Below are 21,045 nucleotides of genomic sequence, written 5' to 3'. Positions count from 1 at the left end.
AATTGTCGGGGGCGGTCAACATTGTCATCGCGCACATGGTTCAGTGATAGCGGACACACAGCAAGTACGACAACGGGTTGAATCCGCAGCTCGAAGGTGGTCATCGAGGCAGATCAAGTCACGAATGGCTGTTCAGAGTCATTCTGAGCCTTCCGCGTCGCTCGACAACGGCCACCCGGAGCCGCACGCGGCGAATGTCGCAGTGAAAACCGCTGCTGGCGTGATAAACCTTATTATCAGTCCATCATCAATTTTCATCTAAACTGGTGGTCATGGAAACGCGTGACACCATGACCGCCGCCGGAACTGTCCCTGCCTTCCCCGACGACGCGGAGCTCGCCGCGTTGCGCGGCTGGTATGCCGGGCTGGATGCACGGACTGCCGTAGCCCGCTATCTGGCCGACCGAAGGGCCGCCGGCACGTCCTCGCGAGGCTTGCTTGGACGGATTCGCCGGCAGCTCATCGCGTACGCGCAGGCGCGTCATCGCGCGGATCTGGCGATCGTCTTCGCCGATCGACCAACCGAAACATCGGCTACTCGGGTAACCGCCGCAATCGAGACGCTGCGCAATCTGACGGTGCCCGCACCGATGATCGCTGATCTGGTCGAACTGTGGCTGCCCGCTCGCATCGCCGCGGCCCTGCATGCGCACGGCATCCGGACGCTCGCTGACCTGACCGTGCGGATTCCGCGCCGGCGGCGCTGGTGGTTGGCCATCGCCGGACTGGGCGTCGCCGGTGCGCGCCAGATCGAAGCGTTTTTCGCCGCCTACCCCGCCTTGACCGAACGCGCCCGCGCGCTGATTGCCGCGACACCAGTGGGCAGCATCGTGCCGTGGGAGCAGTTGAGGGTGCCACGCGAGGTCGACGGCTCGCGTGGTCAGTTCCGCGCCCCGGCGGACGCCTGCCTGCTCAAGGCTTCGAATGACTATGAAGCGGTTCAGTCCTGGCTGTCACTGCATGAGTCGGCTGCCACACAGCGTGCTTACCGGAAGGAAGCCGAGCGCCTGATCCTGTGGGCAATTGTCGAGCGTGACTGCGCACTGTCATCGCTCACCACCGACGATGCGATCGCGTACCGCGGCTTTCTGCGCCGGCCGACACCGCGCGAACGCTGGATCGGACCATCGCGGCCGCGGCACAGTGTCGAATGGCGGCCACTCACGGGTCCGCTATCGCCCCGCTCAGCCGCGTACGCGCTGAACGTCCTGTCGGCGCTGTTTCGGTGGCTGGTCGAGCAACGCTACGTGCTCGCGAATCCGTTCTCCGGCGTGAAGGTCAGGAGCCACGCAGAGCGCGCGGGACTGGACGCATCGCGCGGGTTCTCCGAGGGCGAGTGGCTGCTGATCCGCACGCTCGCCGACGGCCTCGAGTGGTCGTATGGCTGGAGCGAGGCAGCCGCGCAGCGCCTGCGATTCCTGCTGGACTTCGGCTACGCGACCGGCCTGCGCGCGAGCGAGCTGGTCGGCGCGAGGCTCGGCGATATACGTCGCGACGAACACGGCGATCGCTGGCTGCATATACTCGGCAAAGGTAGGAAACCCGGCAAGGTGGCGCTGCCGGCGCTGGCCCGAACCGCGCTGGATCAATATCTCCTGCAGCGACGCCTGCCAGTCACACCGGAGCGCTGGAATCCGGCAACGCCACTGGTAGCGAGTCTCGCAGAAGACGGCGTGCACATCGAAAGCACAAGACTCTGGCGCGTGCTGCATCGATTCTTCATGCTGGTGGCCGATGCGATCCAGGGCGAACGGCCCGCGACCGCCGAAAAGCTGAGGTGTGCAAGCCCACACTGGATGCGGCACACGCATGCATCGCACGCGCTCGCGCGTGGTGCCGAACTGATCATGGTGCGGGACAACCTGCGGCACGCGTCAATCTCGACGACATCGACTTATCTGCATAGCGACGAAGCGCAGCGCGCCCGCCAGTTCGATGAGGCATTTCGTTCATGGGACCACAAGCAGTAGCGGGCGACACCCGTGTGGCGTTTTCGGGATGACCATCGCCGCGATGGTCAGCCCAGGTGACGCTCGAAATACCGCCGCGTGAACGCTTTGCGGTACTCCGCCTTCATCAAGGGTTTATCCGGCATCCAGCCTTGACCGCCATAGCTCGCGCGGCACGATGCACAGCGATAGGGTGCTTCCAGTAGCTGCACACTGATCCGATAAGGTGCTTCATAGCCGCAGCGCCGGCATTCAGTTTCAAGCGCGCGATGATGGGCAGGACAGGTGCGGATGCTTTCCATCTGATGGAGCACGCTGTGATAACCGTGCGCCATGCAGCGCCGGCAGTGGCGAAAGACGTTGCTATAACGTCGCCGCTGTGAGGGCTGTAGCAACGCCATTTGCAGCGTTCCGACTGGCGCCAGAAGGTTCTCCCGCAACCGGTTGATATCGACCTCGCCCAGTTCGGGAACAATGCCTTCATACGGGTCGATGTCCGGTCTCGCCAGTCGCGCGACAGTATGCCCGGGCGCACCGTTTGCCCGCTCGAATTTCCACAGGATCGAGACGAGCGACTCGCAGGGCTCGAGCCACTTCCTGCTGAAGACGTAGCCCAGCGCGGGCGTCAGTTTGCGTTCGTCGAGTGTGAGGATCGGAAAACTCAGCGGCCGCGGCAACGCGGCGCTACGCGGCAGCAACGAGGACGCGGCCGGTTGCATGGCGTGACTGCACGTAGCCGCAGTGCTGCACAGCATAGGTCCATAAAGCAGCCTCCGGGCAATAGCCGGCACTGTCCCTGAGTTCGCTTTCCTTCAGCACAATCTCCACGGCGCGCGCAAACGACTCCATCGGAATGGCCAGCCGACCCGCCAGATTCGCCTTGTGATGCGCCGCTTCGAACGCTTGCCAGAGCGTATCGGCATCGCTGACGAGTCGATAGCCAGAGTCGAAGGCCTGCGGGATATAGAAGCGGGTAAAAGTCCACTCGCCACCTTCGGGATACGCAGTCTGGTCATATCCGTTCAGGCACGTGGCAACGTCCTCCGCATTCCGGATACCGTAGAACGACAGTTCCTCGACCATCAGGCGCGCGACGATCTGTGTCTTGCCCGCGATCTGCAGCGCTGTCTTCTGCGAGAGCAGCTCCTGCTGACCGACGAGAAACGTGAACAGCTTGATCTGCTGCCGGTCCAGCGCGTCGTGCACGTCGCGCAGCCACTCGTATTCGTTTTCGTTGTACCGCTGCGCCTCGTCGCAAAAGAGCAGCACCGTACCACTTCCTGCTCTCGCGGCTGCCTCGCGAATCCTCAGCGCCAGGCGCATGCGCCTGGATGGATTCGTGCCCGCGTTCGGATCGTAGTCGCCCACCGCCTCGAGCAGGTTCGCGAAGAATGGCCCTTCCGCGTGCCGCGGCTTGTGCTCGCATTGGGCGTGGTAGGTTGTCATCTTTGGGTAGTCGCGTGCCAGCAGCAGACGCACGTACTCGATCGCCCGGGTCTTGCCGATGCGCGACGGCCCGTAGATGAGCGCTCCCATGATCCGGTAGCGCAGGCAGCGCATGACGAGTTCATAGAAGGCCTCGATGGCCGGCGTGGCGATACGGTAATTGCCGGACACTAGCGGATGAAGTGACGGGTCGATGGGACGTGGTATCTCTAGCGACATGACGCACCTCTTAATGAAGGGTTTCAGGTCAGAACACCTGGCCGGTACCGATCGACAGCTTCTTTGGCCGGACAGGTGTACGCGGCGCGGACTCGACAACAGTCGATGCCGGCGCGACGATCGCCGGCGCGGTTTCCGGTGACGACGCTGTTTCCACTGCGTGGGCATTTCGAGGGCCGACGGGTGTTCGCGCGCTGGGTGCAGACGCAAGCAATCGCACGGTATGGGCAAGCTCTGTGGCCGCCTTGCGGGTCTTCTTCGCCTGCGCGAGCTTGTCCCGAACATAGGACTCGATTGGATTGACGTCGGGCAGCTGGCGACTGCGTCGCCCGTCCTTCTGTTTGCGTATTTCCTGGCGCAGCTTGAGGTTGTGCGGCACCACTCGCCACGCGCCTTGCGCGTCGAGCACGCCCAGTTCGGTACCGTCGGCGAGAAATGCACGTACACAGCGAAGATCGTCGGCGTTCAGATAGACCAACAGGTAGTGGCCGATCAGATGGGCGCTGGTCGCCAGCACACTGTTCGTGTAGCGCACGCCGTGCAGGTTGACGTGCGGTCGCACACCCTGGTCCAGATATGCCCGTACCCGGCAGCGCCGCGCGGACTGCATCAGGCATAAGGAGCGGCGATGATGTTCGGCAAGCCACGTGACCATGGTCTGCCTGCCGCGCACGAAGTACTCGATGGCCTCAAGCGGCGTCGCGTTGTTCAGACCGCTGTGCGGCGTACCGTTGTAGCTCGCGATCGCGTACTCGACCAGTTCCTCGAGCTCGTCGATCGACACATACAGACGCAGGTCGCCCTTCGGATCGGCCAGCGCCCGCCGCAGATCGCGTGGATGCGAACCCGTGTACCCGGGAAGGCGCGATGACAGACGGCTCGCGATCGTGCCAAAGAAGCGCTCGATGTATGGCCGCTCGTCCGGACTGTATTTCGGACCCGCATCAGCAAGACAGCCCACGAATTCACACAACGCGGTCAGCGTCTCATTGGCAAGATTGGCCTTCGCGTTATCGAGCCGCATCCACTCCCATGTCACGTACGCCAGTTCCGGCAACCGTTGGGAGGGAAAGCCGTCATGCGCTCCATATGCGAGTCCCCCGATTGTGAAGGTGCGCGGGCGGTGGGGCTCCAGTGCCTTCTCGATGGTCTTGATGACATCGTATCGGCTGTACTCCCTCGCCAGCACAATGTGATAGCCAAGAACCGCACGCGTGCACACGTCAATGATCACAAGCAGCCAGACGCGTTCCATCTCGAACTCGTGTTCGAATCCAAGCGGATCGCGTACGACCACCTTGAGCCGGATGTCGAGCCGGTGGCCGTCGAATTCCACCACCTGGTAAGGGCGCGTCGCCGCCGGCGTGGTCGCCTCGTCGTCCTGGCGCGGCAAGCCCTTGAGGTGCGATGCGCCCGCCAGGTGGGCTGCCGTCCCGAAACTGCGCAGCATCTCCGCGGTCAGGTGACGTGACAGCGAGCGGATCGCATGTCCCGCGGTATTGAACGGATAGTCCGCAGCCGTGAGTCCCACTGTGCGACATTGCCGTAGGAAATCGTCATGCAGCGCCTGCAGACCACGCAGCCGCGTCCGCAGCCGGCCATCCGTATGGATCTGCCGGAGGAGCACCTTGCGCTGCTTCACCTGCAGCACAAGCCAGCCCGCCAGTGCGGGGTGACGCTCGAACAGTTGCGACAAGGCACCCGCCGCGCCACGGCTACCGCGCTCGCCATGCACGCGCACTTGGTGTATCCGCACGTACTCCGCGATGCGCATGTAGGGAACCAGCGCACGAAAACCGAACGGCCTGCCGTCCGGATGCGGCAGCATTGCCCTTTCGATGCAGCGGTAGAGTTGCCGGCGATTCACACCGGTCGTCTGTTCGATTGTCGCAACTGACTCCCCGGCTGCGAAACGCACCACGGCCTGTCGACGCGCTTCGAAATCGCGCCGTGCGGCCTCATCGAGTTCCGCGCTGGTAACGGTCGGCCAGGTGCCGACGTCGATCGCCTGAAAATCGGGTCGGCGGCGGTTCATGACTGCGCGTCCAAAGCCGAGAACGACGTGAGCAGCGACAGCGGTTGTGTCCGAAGCTCCGGTGCACCGACACGTCCGTTGTGCAGCAGGCCAAACACGGCCGTGCGAACCACTACCGGATCGCCCGTCGAAAACTCTCGCTCGATGTCGAGCAACCTTCGAGGCTCCTTCACGAAGCGCGCGATCGCCTGCGGCAACGTCGACGGAACGAGATCCCGGTTGGCAACCAGGCACGGCAACATGCGCTGCCAGTTCTCAATCCAGATTCGTGCGGCAGCCAGGTCAGCCGGCGCAACCCGCCGGATCGTACATGTGTCTACATCGAGAACTCGATCTGGCTTCGTTGCATCGACTTCGTAAGACCGATCATGAAGGATAACTAATTCATTCCGATCAACATAACGAACCCAGAAGTCCGCGAGTCGCTTGTGCCTGTCAATCTGTATGTAACCCGGCCGCTCACAGAAGGCGATGACCGACGGATCGGCTTCGAGCAACACCCACTGCGCAACCAGGGCGCGGCAATAAAACGTCATCCGGCGTGCGAGCTTGGGGCTGAACGCTTCGAACCGATGTGCTCCGCGCGGACGGGCGAGCGCGACCGGCTCTGCGGTGTGCAGAGAATGTTCCATAAGATCAACAGCTTACGGACGGGATTCGAAGTGTAGGAGGCGAATTGACGAATTTAATACGGACATACGCGAATTGACGCTTTTACTACGATTCAACGGGATATAAAAGTGTCAACCGGCGAGCGCCATGCCGCGTCATTGCTAGTTCGGGGCGTTGACGCTTTTATTACGGTCTACGGCTGGCGGCCGCCTCCATCGCGCTGAGCCTTGCGCCCTTTTCTTCTGCCAATGGAGCCGATATGACTCAACCAGGCGATGCACAGGTCCATTACCGCACCATCGACATCGATGGTGTGTCGGTGTTCTACCGTGAGGCGGGCCCGAAGAATGCGCCGACGCTGTTACTGCTACACGGCTTTCCGTCTTCGTCGCGGATGTTCAATCCGCTCTTCCAGCGGCTCGCGAACCGTTATCACCTGATCGCGCCCGACTACCCCGGCTTCGGCAATAGTGCAGCGCCGCCGCCGACGCAGTTCGACTACACGTTCGATCACCTCGCGCAGGTGGTCGATGCGTTCACCGTGAAGCTCGGCTTGTCGCACTACGTGATGTTTATGCAGACTATGGCGGCCCGGTCGGCTTCCGGCTGGCGCTTGCGCACCCGGAGCGTGTCGATGCGCTGATCATCCAGAATGCGGTCGCGCACGAGGATGGGCTGGGACCGCTGTGGAACAAGCGCAGGGAATTCTGGGCAAACCGCGAACCGAACGAAGCTGCGTTGCGCGAGAACCTGATTTCATTCAACGCAACGAAGCTTCGTCATCTCGGCTCGAGCCCGAATGTCGAGCTTTACGATCCGGATCTGTGGATGGATGAGTTCGCGTTTCTGAACCGGCCTGGCGAAGTCGATATTCAGAGCGACCTCTTTTACGACTATCGCACGAACGTAGCGTCGTATCCCACATGGCAGGCGTGGTTGAAAAAGACGCAACCGCGCACGCTGGTGCTGTGGGGCAAATACGATCCGTCATTTCAGGTTGCCGAGGCGCACGCGTATCGGCGTGATCTGCCGAACGCTGAGATTCATATTCTGGACGCCGGGCATTTCGCGCTCGATGAACAGGCCGAGCAGTGCGCAAAGCTGATTGATACCTTTATGCATCAGCGTGCAACGCACCCGTCATCATGACGCGTCGACCTGCCGCACGGTCCGGCGAAGCACCGGTTCGTGCGGCCTCGCTGTAACCGTTATAACTGCTCTGATCAGATCGCGAAGTCGATCGTGCCGCGTTTGCCAGACGACGACGTGTCCGTCTGCGTGCCCGTCTGCGTGCCGGTTTGCGCGCCCGCCGGCTGCGCTTGCGTCAGTTGCAACGTCTGGTTTTGCTGCTGGATCCGTGCCTGCATTTCCTGCTTCATCAGATCCTGGATCTTCTGTTCGATTTTCTCGCGCTCTTGCGGCGTCATCTGCGCATACTGCTGCGGCGTGATGCCCAGCTGCGCAAGTATCGAATTGAACAGGCCCTGACCGGGATCGCTGCCCGCATAGTCGTTCAGTTGGGACAGCAGGTCCTGGAACGACGGCCCGTCGTTGCGCGCGTTAGCACCGGACGGCGCAGGGTCGTTAGCCAACGACGCGGCTGCATTGTCGCTAATCCGCATGACAGTGACTCTCCTTCGAGCGCTGATTCGTTACTTCGCGAACAACGACGCCATATTGGCAAACGACTTGATCTCGACCGCGTTGCCCGACGGATCGAGGAAGAACATGGTCGCCTGTTCGCCGACTTCGCCTTTGAAGCGGATATGCGGCTCGATGATGAATTTCGTGCCCGCCGCTTTCAGTTTGCCCGCAAGCGCGTCCCACTGCTGCATCGACAGCACAACGCCGAAATGGCGCACCGGCACCGCATCGCCATCGACCGCGTTGGTCGCGCGGTGACCCGCTTCATCGGGTGACAGGTGCGCGACGATCTGATGACCATAGAAATTGAAATCGACCCACTCGGGCGAACTGCGACCTTCAGGGCAGCCCAGCAGGTCGCCGTAGAACGCGCGCGCAGCCGCAAGGCTATGAACAGGAAACGCGAGATGGAACGGCGGCATCGCGCCTTGCGTCGTATCGGTCATGGGAGTCTCGGTGGGTGGTCGGTGGAAGAAAAAAACGGACAGCAAAAGCAGTATTTACAGCCTAGTTTACTTACAAACAAAATTGCTTGAAAGCGATATCATTTCATTCTCAGCTCCAAAAATATTGATGAATCGAACGCATGTTCCGCGAACTTTCGACCCTCGTCGCCGTCGCGAGGCACGGCACGTTCGCCGCGGCCGGCGAACAGATCGGCCTCACGCAGTCGGCCGTCAGCGCGCAGATGCAGCGACTCGAATCGAACCTTGGCTATCCGCTGTTCGACCGCACCGGCCGCTCCGCGACGCTGAATGACGCGGGCCGCGAAACGCTCGCGCTCGCGGAAGAGATTCTTGCGCTAGTCGCGCGCCTGGGCGATCGCGGCACGGCGCTCAAAGCGGCTGGCGAAGTGAGCGTCGGCGCGATCGCGTCAGTGCAGACGTCGTTTCTCGCGGACGCGCTGGCCGCGTTCCGCCGCGAATGGCCCGGCTGGAAAGTGCGTGTCGTGCCGGGCGTGTCGCTTGGGTTGCTAGGCCAGGTCGACGCCGGCGAGCTCGATTTCGCGCTGCTGATCAAGCCGCCGTTTGCGCTGCCGGCCGAACTCGATAGCCAGACGCTCGCGAGGGAGCCGTTCGTGCTGCTCGCGCCGGCCGCATACGCGCGCGCCGCGTGGCGCGACGCGCTGGCGTCGCTGCCGTTTATCCGGTACGACCGCCGCTCGTTCGGCGGCGGCCAGGTGGACCGGTTCCTGCGGCGGATGCGGATCGCGGTCGACGACGCGATCGAGCTCGACGAACTGCCCGGCATCGTGCGCCTGGTCGCGCGGGGCCTGGGCGTCGCGCTGCTGCCGCTCACGCCGGGTCTTGGGAAATTGCCGAAATCCGTCGTGCCGCTCACACTCGGCGCCGACACGTTCCACCGCGACATCGTGCTGATCGAGCGCCGCCGCCGCGAAGTACCGGCCGCGGTGCGGCACCTTGCGCAGTGCGTCGCCGACGCGGCAAGCATGGCCGCACAGAATACCGGCGCACGTTGAGCGCGGCGTGCATGCCGCCCGCCGTTCGGCCTTTGCTTACCCTTTTCGCAGTGAATGCGTGGCGCCGTCGGCGTGCGGGCCCGTTGCGGCGACGCGCCGATGATGCGCATCGAGATAGGCATCGCGCGAAGGCAGCAGGTGCGCACGGCACAGATCGACGAGGCGCTCGCGATCGCCGTGTTTCAACGCGTCGATGATCTGATGATGCTCGCTGCGGGCCTTTTCCAGATACTGCGGGAACACGATCGACACCGAACGGATCGCATGCGTGCGCCGCTCGTACTCGTGAATCGCATCAACCAGTGCCTGATCGCCCGATAGCGCGAAGAATGCACGATGAAAAGCCATGTTCACGCGAAACACGCGACGCAGGTTGCCGCGGGCGGCGGCTTCGTCATGCCGCGCCTGCAGCGCCTCCAGGTCGTCGAGCTTCGCGCGCTCGACGGGAAACGGAATACGGCTAGCCGCATGGGTCTCCAGCAATGTGCGCAGCGCATACAGTTCGGACACCTCGCGAGCGGAAAACGACTTCACAAGCGCGCCGATATTGCGCCGCCGCTCGACGACGCCGCGCCGCTCGAGCTCAACGAGCACCTGACGCACGACATGACGTTTCAGGCCGAAGCGCTCGCACAGGTCATCTTCGATCAGCCGTTCGCGCGGATGCAGCACGCCCAGCACGATGTCATCCTCGAGCTGCTCGGCGACGCGGCGCGATAGCTGGTCGGTATCGCGGTCGCGGCGAGTGGCTACCAAGGTGGGCGCGGCGGCCGTATGCGCGTTCAACACGCGGTCGCTGCGCCTGCCTGCTTTCGCGGCGCGCCTGATCGTTGCGGCGTCATTCATGTTGGCCATCTCCGTCAATCCTTGCGGCCCGGGACCGTGGCCACCACCTTCGGCGCGCGCAGAAAGTCGAAATCGCAGCCGTCGTCCGCTTGCAGGATGGTTTCGAGAAATAGCTTGCGGTAGCCGCGCGCGTCGGGGTCGGCTTCGCGCGGCGGCAAAGCGGCGAGCCGTGCGGCGATTTCATCGTCGGATAGCAGCAGTTCGATCGAACGCCGCTGCACGGAAAGCCGGACCCGGTCGCCATTGCGCACGATCGCGAGCGGTCCGCCGATCGCCGCTTCGGGGGTGACATGCAGCACGATAGTGCCGGCCGCGGTGCCGCTCATGCGGCCGTCCGAGATGCGCACCATGTCTTTCACGCCTTGCCGCGCGAGCTTGCGCGGAATCGGTATGTAGCCGGCCTCCGGCATGCCCGGCGCGCCGACCGGTCCGATCCGCTTTAACACCAGCACGTCCTGCGCGGTGACGTCGAGCGCCGGGTCGTCGATACGCAGCGCGAGGTCCTCCGCGTCTTCGAATACGACCGCGCGGCCTGCGTGCTCCATCAATTGCGCATTCGCCGCGGACTGCTTGATGATCGCGCCGCCTGGCGCGAGGTTGCCGCGCAGCACCGCGATCCCGCCTTGCGGATAGATCGGCTGCGCGATCGGCCGCACGACGTCCTGTTTGAATGCGGGCGGCGCTGCGTCGAGCTCGTCTCCGAGCGTGCGGCCGGTGACCGTCAGCGTATCCAGGTGCAACAGGTCTTTCAATTCGCGCATCACCGTGGCAAGACCGCCTGCGCGATGCAGATCTTCCATGTAGTGCTGGCCTGAAGGTTTGAGATCGACGAGTACCGGCGTCTCGCGCGCCATCCGGTCAAGCGAATCGAGATCGATGCGGATCCCGAGGCGGCCCGCGATGGCGGTCAGATGGATGATGCCGTTGGTCGATCCGCCAATCGCGAGCAGCACACGCAATGCGTTTTCGATCGCCTTCGGCGTGAGGATCTTCGCGGGCGTGAGACCCGCGCTGATCATCGCGACCGCCTGCGTGCCGGTGCGCTCCGCGATGCGGATCCGGTCCGCGCTCACGGCGGGCGGCGATGCGCCGCCCGGCAGCATGATGCCCATCGCCTCGGCAATGCACGCCATCGTGCTTGCGGTACCCATCACCGAGCAGGTGCCGACGGTCGCGACCAGTTGCGTATTCACCGCGTCGATTTCCGCCTCGTCGATCTGATCGCCGCGAAAGCTCGCCCAGAAGCGGCGGCAGTCTGTGCACGCGCCGACCCGCTCGCCGCGATGCGAACCGGTCAGCATCGCGCCGGTAACGAGCTGGATCGCCGGCACGCCGGCGGCCGCTGCGCCCATCAGCTGCGCGGGCACGGTCTTGTCGCAACCGCCGATCAGCACGACCGCGTCCATCGGCTGTGCGCGGATCATCTCCTCGGTGTCCATCGACATCAGATTGCGCAGATACATGCTCGTCGGGTGCGAGAAGCTCTCGGCAATCGAGATGGTCGGGAACTCGACCGGCAGACCGCCCGCGAGCTGCACGCCGCGTTTGATCGCCTCGATCAGCTGCGGCGCGTTGCCGTGGCACGGGTTGTACGCGCTGCCGGTATTCGCGATCGCGACGATCGGCCGCGACAGCGCATCGTCCGTATAACCCGCGCCCTTGATGAAAGCGCGTCGCAAGAATAGTGAAAAGCCTTCGTCGCCGTAGTTCGTCAAGCCTTTGCGCAGACCCCTTTTTGCGCCGCGGTTTGCGTTGTCAGCCATGGGGGATGTCCTCGGTCAGATGATGCTCGATAGATTATCAATAATCTTGGCGACGATTCTATCGGCGCTTATAGTGAACTCCAAGTAAGCGCTTTCTTAGCGTTTTCTATTCCGGCGTTAAAAACGGCAATCGGAATTTACCTGCGCGACCGCGCATGGGATACCGTGCGGCCGCCGCTCGTCGCGCTCAACGACAGGCAATGCACGGACCTGGAGCGCGCGCTGGCGGCCATCGGGTTTGTGATGCCGGGCATCGAAGCGGTCGTTTGAACTTTGTGCTGGCCGTTCAGCGTGCGGGGGCGGTACGCCGGCGAATCCACTCGGCAAACGCTTCGTCTTCGATCCGGTAGTCGCCGATCGCGAGCCTCGTGACGACGTTATGGGCCTGCAGCCGGCGCAGTGCCTGCGCGGAGGTATTCTTCGTCGCGATCTTGCCAAGCAGTTGCGTCAGACGTTTGAGGCCGGCGGCGCTATGGATGTCCGTCTCGCCGCGCGCAAGCAGACCGATGACGATCTGATCGGCGGCTTTCATCGCAGTCCACTGCTTGAGAAAGTTTTCATCCGAAAACACGGATGCCTTCGTATGCGCAAGGGCCGCCTCGTGACCATCAAGCTGATAAAGCATGTATCGCTCGATGAATCGTTTGAAGAACTCCGGCGTGCGGTGCAGTTCTTCAAAGACATACTTCCCCTGCTCGAGCGTCAGCCGGCGTCGCGCCATTCTGTTCATCAGCCGGATGGTGAATGCAACGAATTCGTCGCCGAGCAACGGAAACGGTTCGAGCGCTGCCCAGTTGTAGAAGGGCTCGGAGGCGCGCGCAAACATTTCGCGCAGGGTCGTTTCGGAACTCCCCGCGAAAATGACCTTGATGCGGTCTTTGCGGATATCGAGCGCGGCGCGGAGCGCGTGCGCGAACTCGGTGTGCTCCGCGCGCGCGAGCACCTGCGCCTCGTCGATCACCAGCAGCAACGGCTTTTTCTGCCGATCCAGCTGCCTGAGCACTTCACGCAGCGCCACGCCGGAGTTGGCTTCTGGCGCCGACAGTTCCGCCTCGAGCGCACCCTCGACGCCACCCGGAATTTTCGCACTGGCCTTGATCTTGCGGACCGGATTGCCCAGCTTCGCAAGGACGGCCCTGAGGCCGTGCGGCTCGAGTGCGTCGGCAAGTGCCGACACGAGTGACGGCGCGGGTGACGAACGGCTGTCCCAGAAGTTCGTATAAGCCGCAAGATAGCCGCGCTCCTGCGCCGCCGGCAGCAGATCACGCCGCAGGAATTCCGTTTTGCCCATGCGCCTTCGAGCAAACAGGCCTCGGGCTGACGACAGCTTCAGGTCGAACGCGTCAAGATAGGCATCGGCCAGCTCGGGCCTGACGAAATGCCACGGATCCGGTTGAAGAGTTTCATCGAGTTTCATGAAGTTTCATCAAACATGAGAAGTTTCAAAATCGATGATACCGGATGATACCGGCGCCGGAAGCCCAGGTAAACGGACGGGCACCGGCGCTGAATATCACGCTCGTGCGCGCCGGCGGCTCAACGAAACGAATCAGGAACCGGCACCGCGGGCGTGCCTCGCGCACCCATGGACGGCGAGCGGAAATGCTAGGTAAACAGGTCCATCTGGCGGGAAGCCGCAGTGGCTTCCTGCGTGCCGGCGTCCTGCGCAGCGGGCTTCGCTGCGATACGGAAAAAATCCGGGTCGACGCCCGCGTGTTTCGCGGCCTGCAGCCAGCCGGGCATCGGCCCCTGGCCGTTCCACTCGTTGCCGCGCGCGTCCCGGTACAGCGGAGGATGACGTCGATCGTGCTCGATCGATGCGGCCAGCGCGTCGATCGTGATGCCGAATTCTTCCATTCGACGGCGGATCCAGATGATCAGGCGGTCGCGAGCCTCGCCGTCGGCAATTCTTTTGTTCATGTGCGCAACATCGTGGTTATTTCCGCCTGAGTATAACGGGCTGAACGTACCCACGGCCTGCCGCGATGCTCACGAATCGCAAAACATGCCCGTTTCAACGCACCGGTGCCTTATCTAACGACCACGGCGAGTCCCGACCCCGCACTTGCGCGGCGCGCGGCCTGGATCAACTCCACGCATCGATCGCATACCGTTCCAGCGCTGCTTCATCGAACCCGAACCCCAACCCTGCCCCGTCGGCACTTTCAACATCCCATCGGCGAATTCAAGTTGCCGAACCGGAAAAAATTCGACTTGGCGCGCATTTTCCGTCGACGCGACCCGATGCACATGCAGGTCGTGAAACCATTGAGGACGCATCGTCGCGCCGACTCCGGTCGCCGCGACCGCAATACGCCGCCATTCGCTGATGCCGCCGCATACCGGCGGCGGATAGTGCGGCCACATGCCGGGCCGGATTGGCTGAAGGGTGGGCCGCCGCGCGCAACGCGAGCCACGCATCACGAGCCCCCCGTCGCGAGCCGCTTGCGCGGCCACTGCGTTGCGCGACGCTACCGGTACTGACGCAGCTTCATGCTGATCGTCGGATCGCCGATGTTGGTCGCGGTCAGCGACAGCACGTCGATGCTGATCCGCGGCGGCACCGGCTCGCCCGCTTCCGCCTTCAGCAACGTCTGCATCGCGACGTAGCCCATCTGATACGCGTCCTGCGCAATCACCGCATAGAGCACGCCCGTTTGCAGGTATTGCCGGAAGATGGGCCGATAGTCGAAGCCGACCAGCTTCGGACGCTGCTTCGGCGCAAGGTCTTCGAGCGCGCGCACGGCGGCGAGGGTCGTGAAGTCGGTCGGTGTGAAGATCGCATCGAGCGGGTGGCCATACGCCTTGATCGCATCGACCGCGGCCAGTTCAGGCTCGTGGATGCCGTGCCCGATATACGCGTCGACAGCGATATCGAAGCCCATCTCTTTGGCTGCGTCGATAAAACCCTGTTCGCGCGCGCTGGTCGACACGACGTCGCGCGCAAGCCGCAGCACGCCGACTTTCGCGCCGCGCGGCAGCGCGTCCTGCAATGTATGCGCGGCCGCCCGCCCGGCTGCGTAATTGTCTGTCGAGATGGTTGCAAGCGACCGATAGTCGTTGCTCGGCCTGTCGACGAACACCACCGGCACCGGCAATTGAACCGGCGTCTTCACGCCGCTGACCGGAATCGGCGCGAGGATGATCGACTTCACGCCGGAGTCGATCATCCATTGCACCATTTTCAGCTGCAGATTCTGCGACGTGGTTTGCGGATCATCGTCGACCGGACTGCGCACCACGACCTGCACCTTTTGCTCCGAGGCGGCCTGCGTAATGCCGTCCTCCATCGCCTTCCAGAATTCGCTTTGCGAGCCGGCCAGCACCGCGCCGTAACCCGCGGCACGCGCGATACCGCTCGCACCGGTCAGGCACGCGAGGCCGGTCAGGCCAAGCACACCGATCAAACCAGCCGCCACCTGAAGCCACCTGCGCCGCACCCGTTCGCAGCTCATCGCAGCACCTCTTCCGTGACACCGTGATATCCGCGTGAGCCGCTTGCTTCATATGTTTAGCGTGCATGCCCTCGCTGCTACCCACAGCCGTACTTACTATACTAGTAGGCTGAATTCGAACTGGGGGGCGACTTGCCACGGCGAGCAAAAACCACGTTCCGGCGTGACGCGACTGGACCCGGTTGCGCGTCCGCGGCGGGTGCGGACCGCACTGAAGGATGGCGGCCGACCGTGCCGCCCAGCGCGACCCGCGAGCCATGGCAAACCATGGCAGGCATGCGCCGCGGCGTCGGCATGCGCCTTCTGATCGGCGTACTGATCTTCAGTTCCGTGATCACACTGATCATGACCGCCGTGCAGCTGTACCTGGACTACCGCTACGATGTCGGTCTGATCGAGCACCGCCTGAACGAAATCGGCGAAGGTTATCCGGACATCATCGGCGAAAGCCTGTGGCATCTGGACCGCGAGCAGCTGCGTATCGAGGTGGAAAGCATCCTCAAGCTGCCCGACATCCAGGCCGTCACCGTACGCGAAACCGGCACCGGCCATCCGCTCGTGATCATGGCGCGGCGCCGGCAGAGCACACCGGTGCTCACCCGCGAGCTGCCGATCAACCGCGTTGTCGAAGGCCAGCTCAAGCAGATCGGCACGCTCTACATCGAGGCGGCGCTCACCGATGTCTATCGGCGGCTGATGGGCGAAGCGCTCGTCATTCTCGTCAGTCAGGGCGCAAAAACCTTTCTCGTTTCGCTGTTCATCCTTTTCATCTTCTCGCGGCTCGTCACGCGTCATCTCGCGACGATCGCGCAATTCATGCGCGTTTACGACTTCCATCGGCCCACTGCCGCGCTCGCGCTGAAACGCCGGCCGCCCCCGGTGCCCGACGAGCTCGATCAGGTCGTGATGTCGTTCAACGATCTGTGTGCGAGCCTGCAACTCTCGTATCGCAACCAGCGGGCCGCCAACGACGCGCTCGAGCAGGATGTCGCGATGCGCATCCGCAAGGAAGAAGCGCTACGAGAAGCCGAACAGCGTTATCGGCATCTGTTCCACGATATGCCGATCGCACTGATGCAGATGCACGGCAACTTCGATATCTTCCCCGCGCTGCATGAAGCGGGCGTCACCGATCTGAACGCCTATTTCGATGCGAATCCGGACGTGCTGCGCCGTCTGACGAGCGCGATCGCGATCGACGAAGTCAACGCACGCTCGGTCGAACTATTGCGCGCGCGCAACGCCGCGCAACTGGTCGGCCCGGCCGGCCGCCTTTGGACCGAAAGCCCCGGTACGCTGCGTCGCGCGTTCGAAAGCCGCTATCACGGTGAGACCCGTTTCGACGAAGAAATGAAAGTGGCGACGCTCGACGGCCGCGTGATCGACGTGCTGTGCACGATCTCGCGGCCGCAACCGATCGGCAGCCACACGCCGACTCTGCTCGGCCTGATCGACATCACCGAGCGCGTGCGCGTGCGTGACAAGCTGCAGCAGCTCGAAACAGACCTTGCGCATGCCGGTCGTATTTCGCTGCTCGGCGAACTGATGGCGTCGATTGCGCACGAAATCAATCAGCCGCTGGGCGCGGTCGCCGCGAGCGCGCAGGCAATCCAGAACTGGCTGAATCGTCCGGAGCCGCCGCTTCACGAGGTGCGCGAACTGACCGCGCTAACGCTCGCGTCGGCACGCCGCGCGAGCGACATCATCGTGCGCACCCGGGCAATGGCGGCGAAAGGCAAGCCGCGCCGCGATCCGCTGCACCTCGACGAGGTGATCGACGAAGCGTTGCTGTTGCTCAGCCACGAAATCCAGGTGAAGGGCGTGGAGATTTTCCATCGGCCAGCGCCAGCCGCACCGCGCATCATGGCGGACCGCACGCAATTGCAACAGGTGGTCGTCAATCTGACGGTCAATGCGATGCAGGCGCTCGCGCCGCTTGGCGCAGGCAACGGCAAGATCGCGCTGACGGTGGTCGTGCCGGCGCCCGGCATGGTCTGTTGCGTGATTGAAGACAACGGCCCGGGTATCCGGCAGGATAGTCTTGCGCTGCTATTCGAGCGGTTCTTCACGACTAGTGAAGGCGGCATGGGCATGGGCCTCGCGATCTGCCGGACCATTATCGAAGCCCATGGCGGGCGCATCGCCGCCGATAACGTGTCGACGCTGGGCGGCGCACGCTTTACGTTCACGCTGCCGGCCAGCGCATAGAACGCCGCGCGCGGCCATTTTGAAATGCTTTGCGGAAAAAGCCGTCGTCGTACCCATCACCCATTCTCCTTAAGTGCCGCGCGGGCTCGATCCCGGCGCGTTGGCAGATCACTTTTGTCGAGCGTCGCGTCACCGGTCCGGTGCCGTTTCGCCGCGCTCACTCTGCCTCAGAGGGCAGGTCCGCGTTTCCGCAAAACTTCGTACGCTTGCAACTTCGCACGGGAAAATGGCAGTCAGGCAGGCCTATAACGTAAACATGTCATAGGCATCGAAACCCAGTGCGCCAGGTCTGGCGGCCACGCGCCCCGCTGCCTTGCAAACGTGGCGGCCATCGTCTACAACGCCAGCTTGTACCGTTGCACATGCGCTGCCGCCAAACGACGCCACGTCAACGGACGGATTGCTTGCACTTGCCTTCCAGTACCCCAGCCTTCACCCGCACCGAAGCCGTGTGCCGATTCAATGAGTTAAACCGGAGAACAGCAATGACGATCGTAGCCGACCAGTTCGTGGATGTTTTGCTCGCCGCAGGCGTGAAGCGTGTCTATGGCATCGTCGGAGACAGTCTGAACGGACTGACCGACGTGATCCGCAAAACCGATGGGATCGAGTGGATTCACGTGCGTCATGAAGAGGTCGCCGCGTTCGCCGCCGGCGCAGACGCGCATCTGACCGGCAGCCTTGCGGTGTGTGCGGGCAGTTGCGGGCCGGGTAACCTGCATCTGATCAACGGCCTGTTCGATTGCCATCGCAACCGTGTGCCGGTCCTCGCCATCGCCGCGCATATCCCGTCGCGCGAGATCGGCAGCAACTACTTTCAGGAAACGCATCCGCAAGCGCTCTTCAAGGAATGCAGCCACTACTGCGAGCTGGTGTCGATTCCAGGCCAGATGCCACGCACGCTCGAAATCGCGATTCGCGAAGCGATCGGCAAGCGCGGCGTATCCGTGATTGTGATTCCGGGCGACGTCGCGCTGCAGGAGGCGGTCGAGGCGCCGATCGTAACCTCGGCCGGACTCATCCCGCCGCGCGCGGTGCTCACGCCGTCCGACGACGACCTCGACGCGCTCGCCGATCTGCTCAACGATAACGAACGCGTCACGCTGCTGTGCGGTTCCGGCTGCGAAGGCTCGCATCACGAAGTGATGGCGCTTGCGGAAGCCCTGCAGTCGCCGATCGTGCATTCGCTGCGCGGCAAGGAGCATGTCGAAGCGAACAATCCGTACGACGTCGGCATGACCGGCCTGATCGGCTTTTCATCGGGCTACTATGCGATGCGTGATTGCGACCTGCTGCTGATGGTCGGCACCGACTTTCCGTACATGCAGTTCTATCCATCGAAGTACGATGCGAAGATCGCACAGATCGATCACCAGCCCGGCAACCTCGGGCGCCGCGCCTCGCTTGACCTTGGCATCGTCGGCGATGTGCAGGCAACGCTGCGCGCGTTGCTGCCGAGGCTCGTGAAGAAAACCAGCCGCGCGCATCTGGAAAAGGCGCAGCAGCACTACAAAAAGGCCCGCAAAGAGCTCGACGCGCTCGCGATCGAGAGTTCGCGCGCGTCGCTGATCCACCCGCAGCAGATTGCGAAGGCATTGAGCGATCAGGCGAGTGACGACGCAATCTTCACGTGCGATGTCGGCCTGCCCACCGTGTGGGGCGCGCGCTACATCACGATGACCGGCAAGCGGCGCCTGATCGGTTCGTTCTGGCACGGCTCGATGGCCAACGCGATGGGCCAGGCGATCGGCGCACAGTCCGCGTTTGCGGGCCGCCAGGTGATCTCGATGTCGGGCGACGGCGGCTTCGCGATGCTGATGGGCGATTTCCTGAGCCTCGCGCAACTCGGTCTGCCGGTCAAAGTCTGCGTGTTCAACAACGGTGCGCTCGGCTTTATCGAACTCGAACAGAAGTCCACGTCATTCATTCCATTCGGCACCGACCTGCACAATCCGAACTTCGCCGCCATGGCCGAAGCGATCGGCATCAAGGGGATCCGGCTCGAGAAGCCGTCCGAGGTCGAAGCGGGTATTGCGGCAGCGTTCAAGCATGATGGACCGGTCCTGATCGATGCAGTGGTCAACCGGATGGAACTCGCGATGCCGCCATCGATCAACCTCGAAATGGCGAAGGGCTTCTCGCTCTATATGCTGAGGGCGATTCTGAACGGCAATACCGACGAGGTGATCGATCTCGCGCAAACCAACCTGTGGCGATAGCGCGAGGCCGTGTTCCATCCAGGTGAATTCAACGCACTTACACGAAGACCCGTCAGCGAATACGCACCGGCAGTCATGCAAATTTCCGTGCGTTAGCACAAGCGGGCGACCTCGCCGAACGACTACGATCACGCTGATGCTCGAGGAACGCTGAAACGTCCTGCGGCAGGGCCGCTTGCCGCCACCCCACTGCGCCGCGACAGTCCGCCTGCCGCGCGTATTGCCGGGCAGAGCGCCTTTGCATGGATCGATCGCGAGGTTCCGGTTGGATCGCCTCTTTACGATGCGCGTGTTTCTACAGGTTGCCGATTGCGGCAGCTTCGCGTCGGCGGCGCGCACCCTCGGGCTGTCGAGGCCGATGGTCACGCGCGCGGTCGCCCAGCTCGAAGCCCACCTGAATGCACGGCTGCTGCAGCGTAGTTCGCGCAAGGTCACGCCGACCGCGATCGGTTATGAGTTCGCCCAACGCTGCCACGAGATTCTCGCCGCCACTGCCGAGGCCGAAGCGTGCGCGGGAAACGCAGGCGCGACGCCGTCCGGTGAATTGCGCATTGCGATGCCGTGTGCGCTCGCCATCGCGCTCGCTTCACCGCTGGTCGCCGCCTACTGCAAGCGATATCCGGACGTATCGATCGAACTGACACTGGTCGACCGCCCGATCGATCTGGTCGAGGAAGGCTTCGACGTCGCAGTCGTCAACGAAAACATGCTGCTGTCCGACGACGTCACGACGCATGACGCGAACCGCTGCCAATTTATCGCCTGTTGCACGCCATCCTGGTTGCAAGGGCGCGAACTGCTTTCATTCGACGACGTGCGCGAGCATCGCATCCTGTGTATCAAGGGCTTCGCGCGGCATCTGAGCGCCGCGGGCTGTACCAGGCTGCATGTGAGTTCGAGCGTTGCGGCACTCAAACTACTGGTGCGCGAGGGCATCGGCATTGCGATTTTGCCGGCCTACGCGGTCGCCGATGAACTCGCCGCAGGCCAGCTCGCGCAAGTGCTGCACCAAGCGAAACTGCCGTCCATCGATGTGCAAGTGGCTTATCCGACCCGCAAGCATGTGTCACCGAAAGTGCTGCGCTTCGTCGATATGAGTCTCGAGCAGATCCAGGCGTTCGACGACGTGGCGATTTCCGAAGCCCTCGCGTAAACAGCGCCGGCTGCGC

General features: G+C 63.1%; 16 protein-coding genes and 1 pseudogene. 6 read left to right on the top strand and 11 right to left on the bottom strand.

The annotated features are described in order from the left end of the window. Positions 1-272 precede the first annotated feature (272 nt). On the top strand, positions 273-1,970 hold the full coding sequence (locus tag HV796_RS06890; protein ID WP_175225717.1) for a phage integrase family protein: 1,698 nt from the start codon (positions 273-275) through the stop codon (positions 1,968-1,970). A gap of 47 nt (positions 1,971-2,017) precedes the next feature. Here the strand turns inward: HV796_RS06890 and HV796_RS06885 are convergent, their stop codons facing one another. From HV796_RS06885 to HV796_RS06870, 4 genes are read right to left on the bottom strand one after another with little or no spacing between them, the layout of a single operon-like run. After that, positions 2,018-2,668: a TniQ family protein gene (locus tag HV796_RS06885; protein ID WP_175225716.1), complete on the bottom strand. Its 651-nt coding sequence runs from the start codon at positions 2,666-2,668 to the stop codon at positions 2,018-2,020. Beyond that, a complete protein-coding gene (locus HV796_RS06880) occupies positions 2,634-3,614 on the bottom strand; it encodes an AAA family ATPase (RefSeq protein WP_175225715.1) in 981 nt (326 codons plus the stop codon). The genes HV796_RS06885 and HV796_RS06880 overlap by 35 nt, the downstream gene beginning before the upstream one ends. A 28-nt stretch (positions 3,615-3,642) precedes the next feature. Beyond that, the gene (locus tag HV796_RS06875; protein WP_175225714.1) at positions 3,643-5,649 is read right to left on the bottom strand and encodes an integrase; all 2,007 of its coding nucleotides are present in this window, start codon (positions 5,647-5,649) and stop codon (positions 3,643-3,645) included. Beyond that, on the bottom strand, positions 5,646-6,281 hold the full coding sequence (locus HV796_RS06870; RefSeq protein WP_175225713.1) for a hypothetical protein: 636 nt from the start codon (positions 6,279-6,281) through the stop codon (positions 5,646-5,648). Before HV796_RS06870 ends, HV796_RS06875 begins: the two co-directional genes overlap by 4 nt. A gap of 239 nt (positions 6,282-6,520) precedes the next feature. Between HV796_RS06870 and HV796_RS06865 the strand changes: the two are divergent. After that, a pseudogene (locus tag HV796_RS06865) lies at positions 6,521-7,410 on the top strand (alpha/beta fold hydrolase). Positions 7,411-7,484: 74 nt separating this feature from the next. On the opposite strand, the gene HV796_RS06860 reads toward HV796_RS06865, so the two are convergent. After that, positions 7,485-7,883 (bottom strand): hypothetical protein, encoded by a 399-nt coding sequence (locus HV796_RS06860; RefSeq protein ID WP_175225712.1) that lies wholly within the window; start codon positions 7,881-7,883, stop codon positions 7,485-7,487. A gap of 30 nt (positions 7,884-7,913) precedes the next feature. Beyond that, entirely contained in the window at positions 7,914-8,351 is a 438-nt protein-coding gene (locus HV796_RS06855; RefSeq protein ID WP_175225711.1) for a VOC family protein, read from the bottom strand. Between the two features lie 140 nt (positions 8,352-8,491). Between HV796_RS06855 and HV796_RS06850 the strand changes: the two genes are divergently transcribed. Then, the gene (locus HV796_RS06850) at positions 8,492-9,385 is read left to right on the top strand and encodes a LysR family transcriptional regulator (RefSeq protein ID WP_175225710.1); all 894 of its coding nucleotides are present in this window, start codon (positions 8,492-8,494) and stop codon (positions 9,383-9,385) included. A 36-nt stretch (positions 9,386-9,421) separates the two neighbouring features. On the opposite strand, the gene HV796_RS06845 is transcribed toward HV796_RS06850, so the two are convergent. The 5 genes from HV796_RS06845 to HV796_RS06825 form a co-directional block, all read right to left on the bottom strand. Next, positions 9,422-10,231 carry a GntR family transcriptional regulator gene (locus tag HV796_RS06845; protein WP_175225709.1) on the bottom strand — a complete coding sequence of 270 codons (810 nt, stop codon included), beginning with the start codon at positions 10,229-10,231 and terminating at the stop codon, positions 9,422-9,424. Positions 10,232-10,245: 14 nt separating this feature from the next. Beyond that, complete coding sequence (locus HV796_RS06840; protein ID WP_175225708.1) at positions 10,246-11,994, bottom strand: IlvD/Edd family dehydratase; 1,749 nt, start codon at positions 11,992-11,994, stop codon at positions 10,246-10,248. A 286-nt stretch (positions 11,995-12,280) separates the two neighbouring features. Then, complete coding sequence (locus HV796_RS06835; protein WP_175225707.1) at positions 12,281-13,411, bottom strand: ATP-binding protein; 1,131 nt, start codon at positions 13,409-13,411, stop codon at positions 12,281-12,283. Positions 13,412-13,599: 188 nt separating this feature from the next. Beyond that, complete coding sequence (locus HV796_RS06830) at positions 13,600-13,914, bottom strand: H-NS family nucleoid-associated regulatory protein (RefSeq protein ID WP_175225706.1); 315 nt, start codon at positions 13,912-13,914, stop codon at positions 13,600-13,602. A 551-nt stretch (positions 13,915-14,465) separates the two neighbouring features. Then, positions 14,466-15,449 carry a substrate-binding domain-containing protein gene (locus HV796_RS06825; protein ID WP_175225705.1) on the bottom strand — a complete coding sequence of 328 codons (984 nt, stop codon included), beginning with the start codon at positions 15,447-15,449 and terminating at the stop codon, positions 14,466-14,468. A 267-nt stretch (positions 15,450-15,716) separates the two neighbouring features. Here HV796_RS06825 and HV796_RS06820 point away from each other — a divergent pair, with 267 nt between their 5' ends. The 3 genes from HV796_RS06820 to HV796_RS06810 all read left to right on the top strand — a co-directional run bounded on the left by HV796_RS06820 (position 15,717) and on the right by HV796_RS06810 (position 21,029). Then, positions 15,717-17,657, top strand: a complete 1,941-nt coding sequence (locus HV796_RS06820; protein WP_175225704.1) for a sensor histidine kinase — start codon at positions 15,717-15,719, stop codon at positions 17,655-17,657. Between the two features lie 485 nt (positions 17,658-18,142). After that, a complete protein-coding gene (poxB, locus tag HV796_RS06815) occupies positions 18,143-19,876 on the top strand; it encodes a ubiquinone-dependent pyruvate dehydrogenase (protein WP_175225703.1) in 1,734 nt (577 codons plus the stop codon). Positions 19,877-20,141: 265 nt separating this feature from the next. Further along, positions 20,142-21,029, top strand: a complete 888-nt coding sequence (locus HV796_RS06810; RefSeq protein WP_175225702.1) for a LysR family transcriptional regulator — start codon at positions 20,142-20,144, stop codon at positions 21,027-21,029. The last annotated feature ends 16 nt before the right edge of the window (positions 21,030-21,045 follow it).

It is taken from the genome of Paraburkholderia humisilvae (genome assembly GCF_902859855.1).
GTDB classification, from domain to species: Bacteria; Pseudomonadota; Gammaproteobacteria; order Burkholderiales; family Burkholderiaceae; genus Paraburkholderia; species Paraburkholderia humisilvae.
This window is presented reverse-complemented; position numbering and strand designations above follow the sequence as displayed.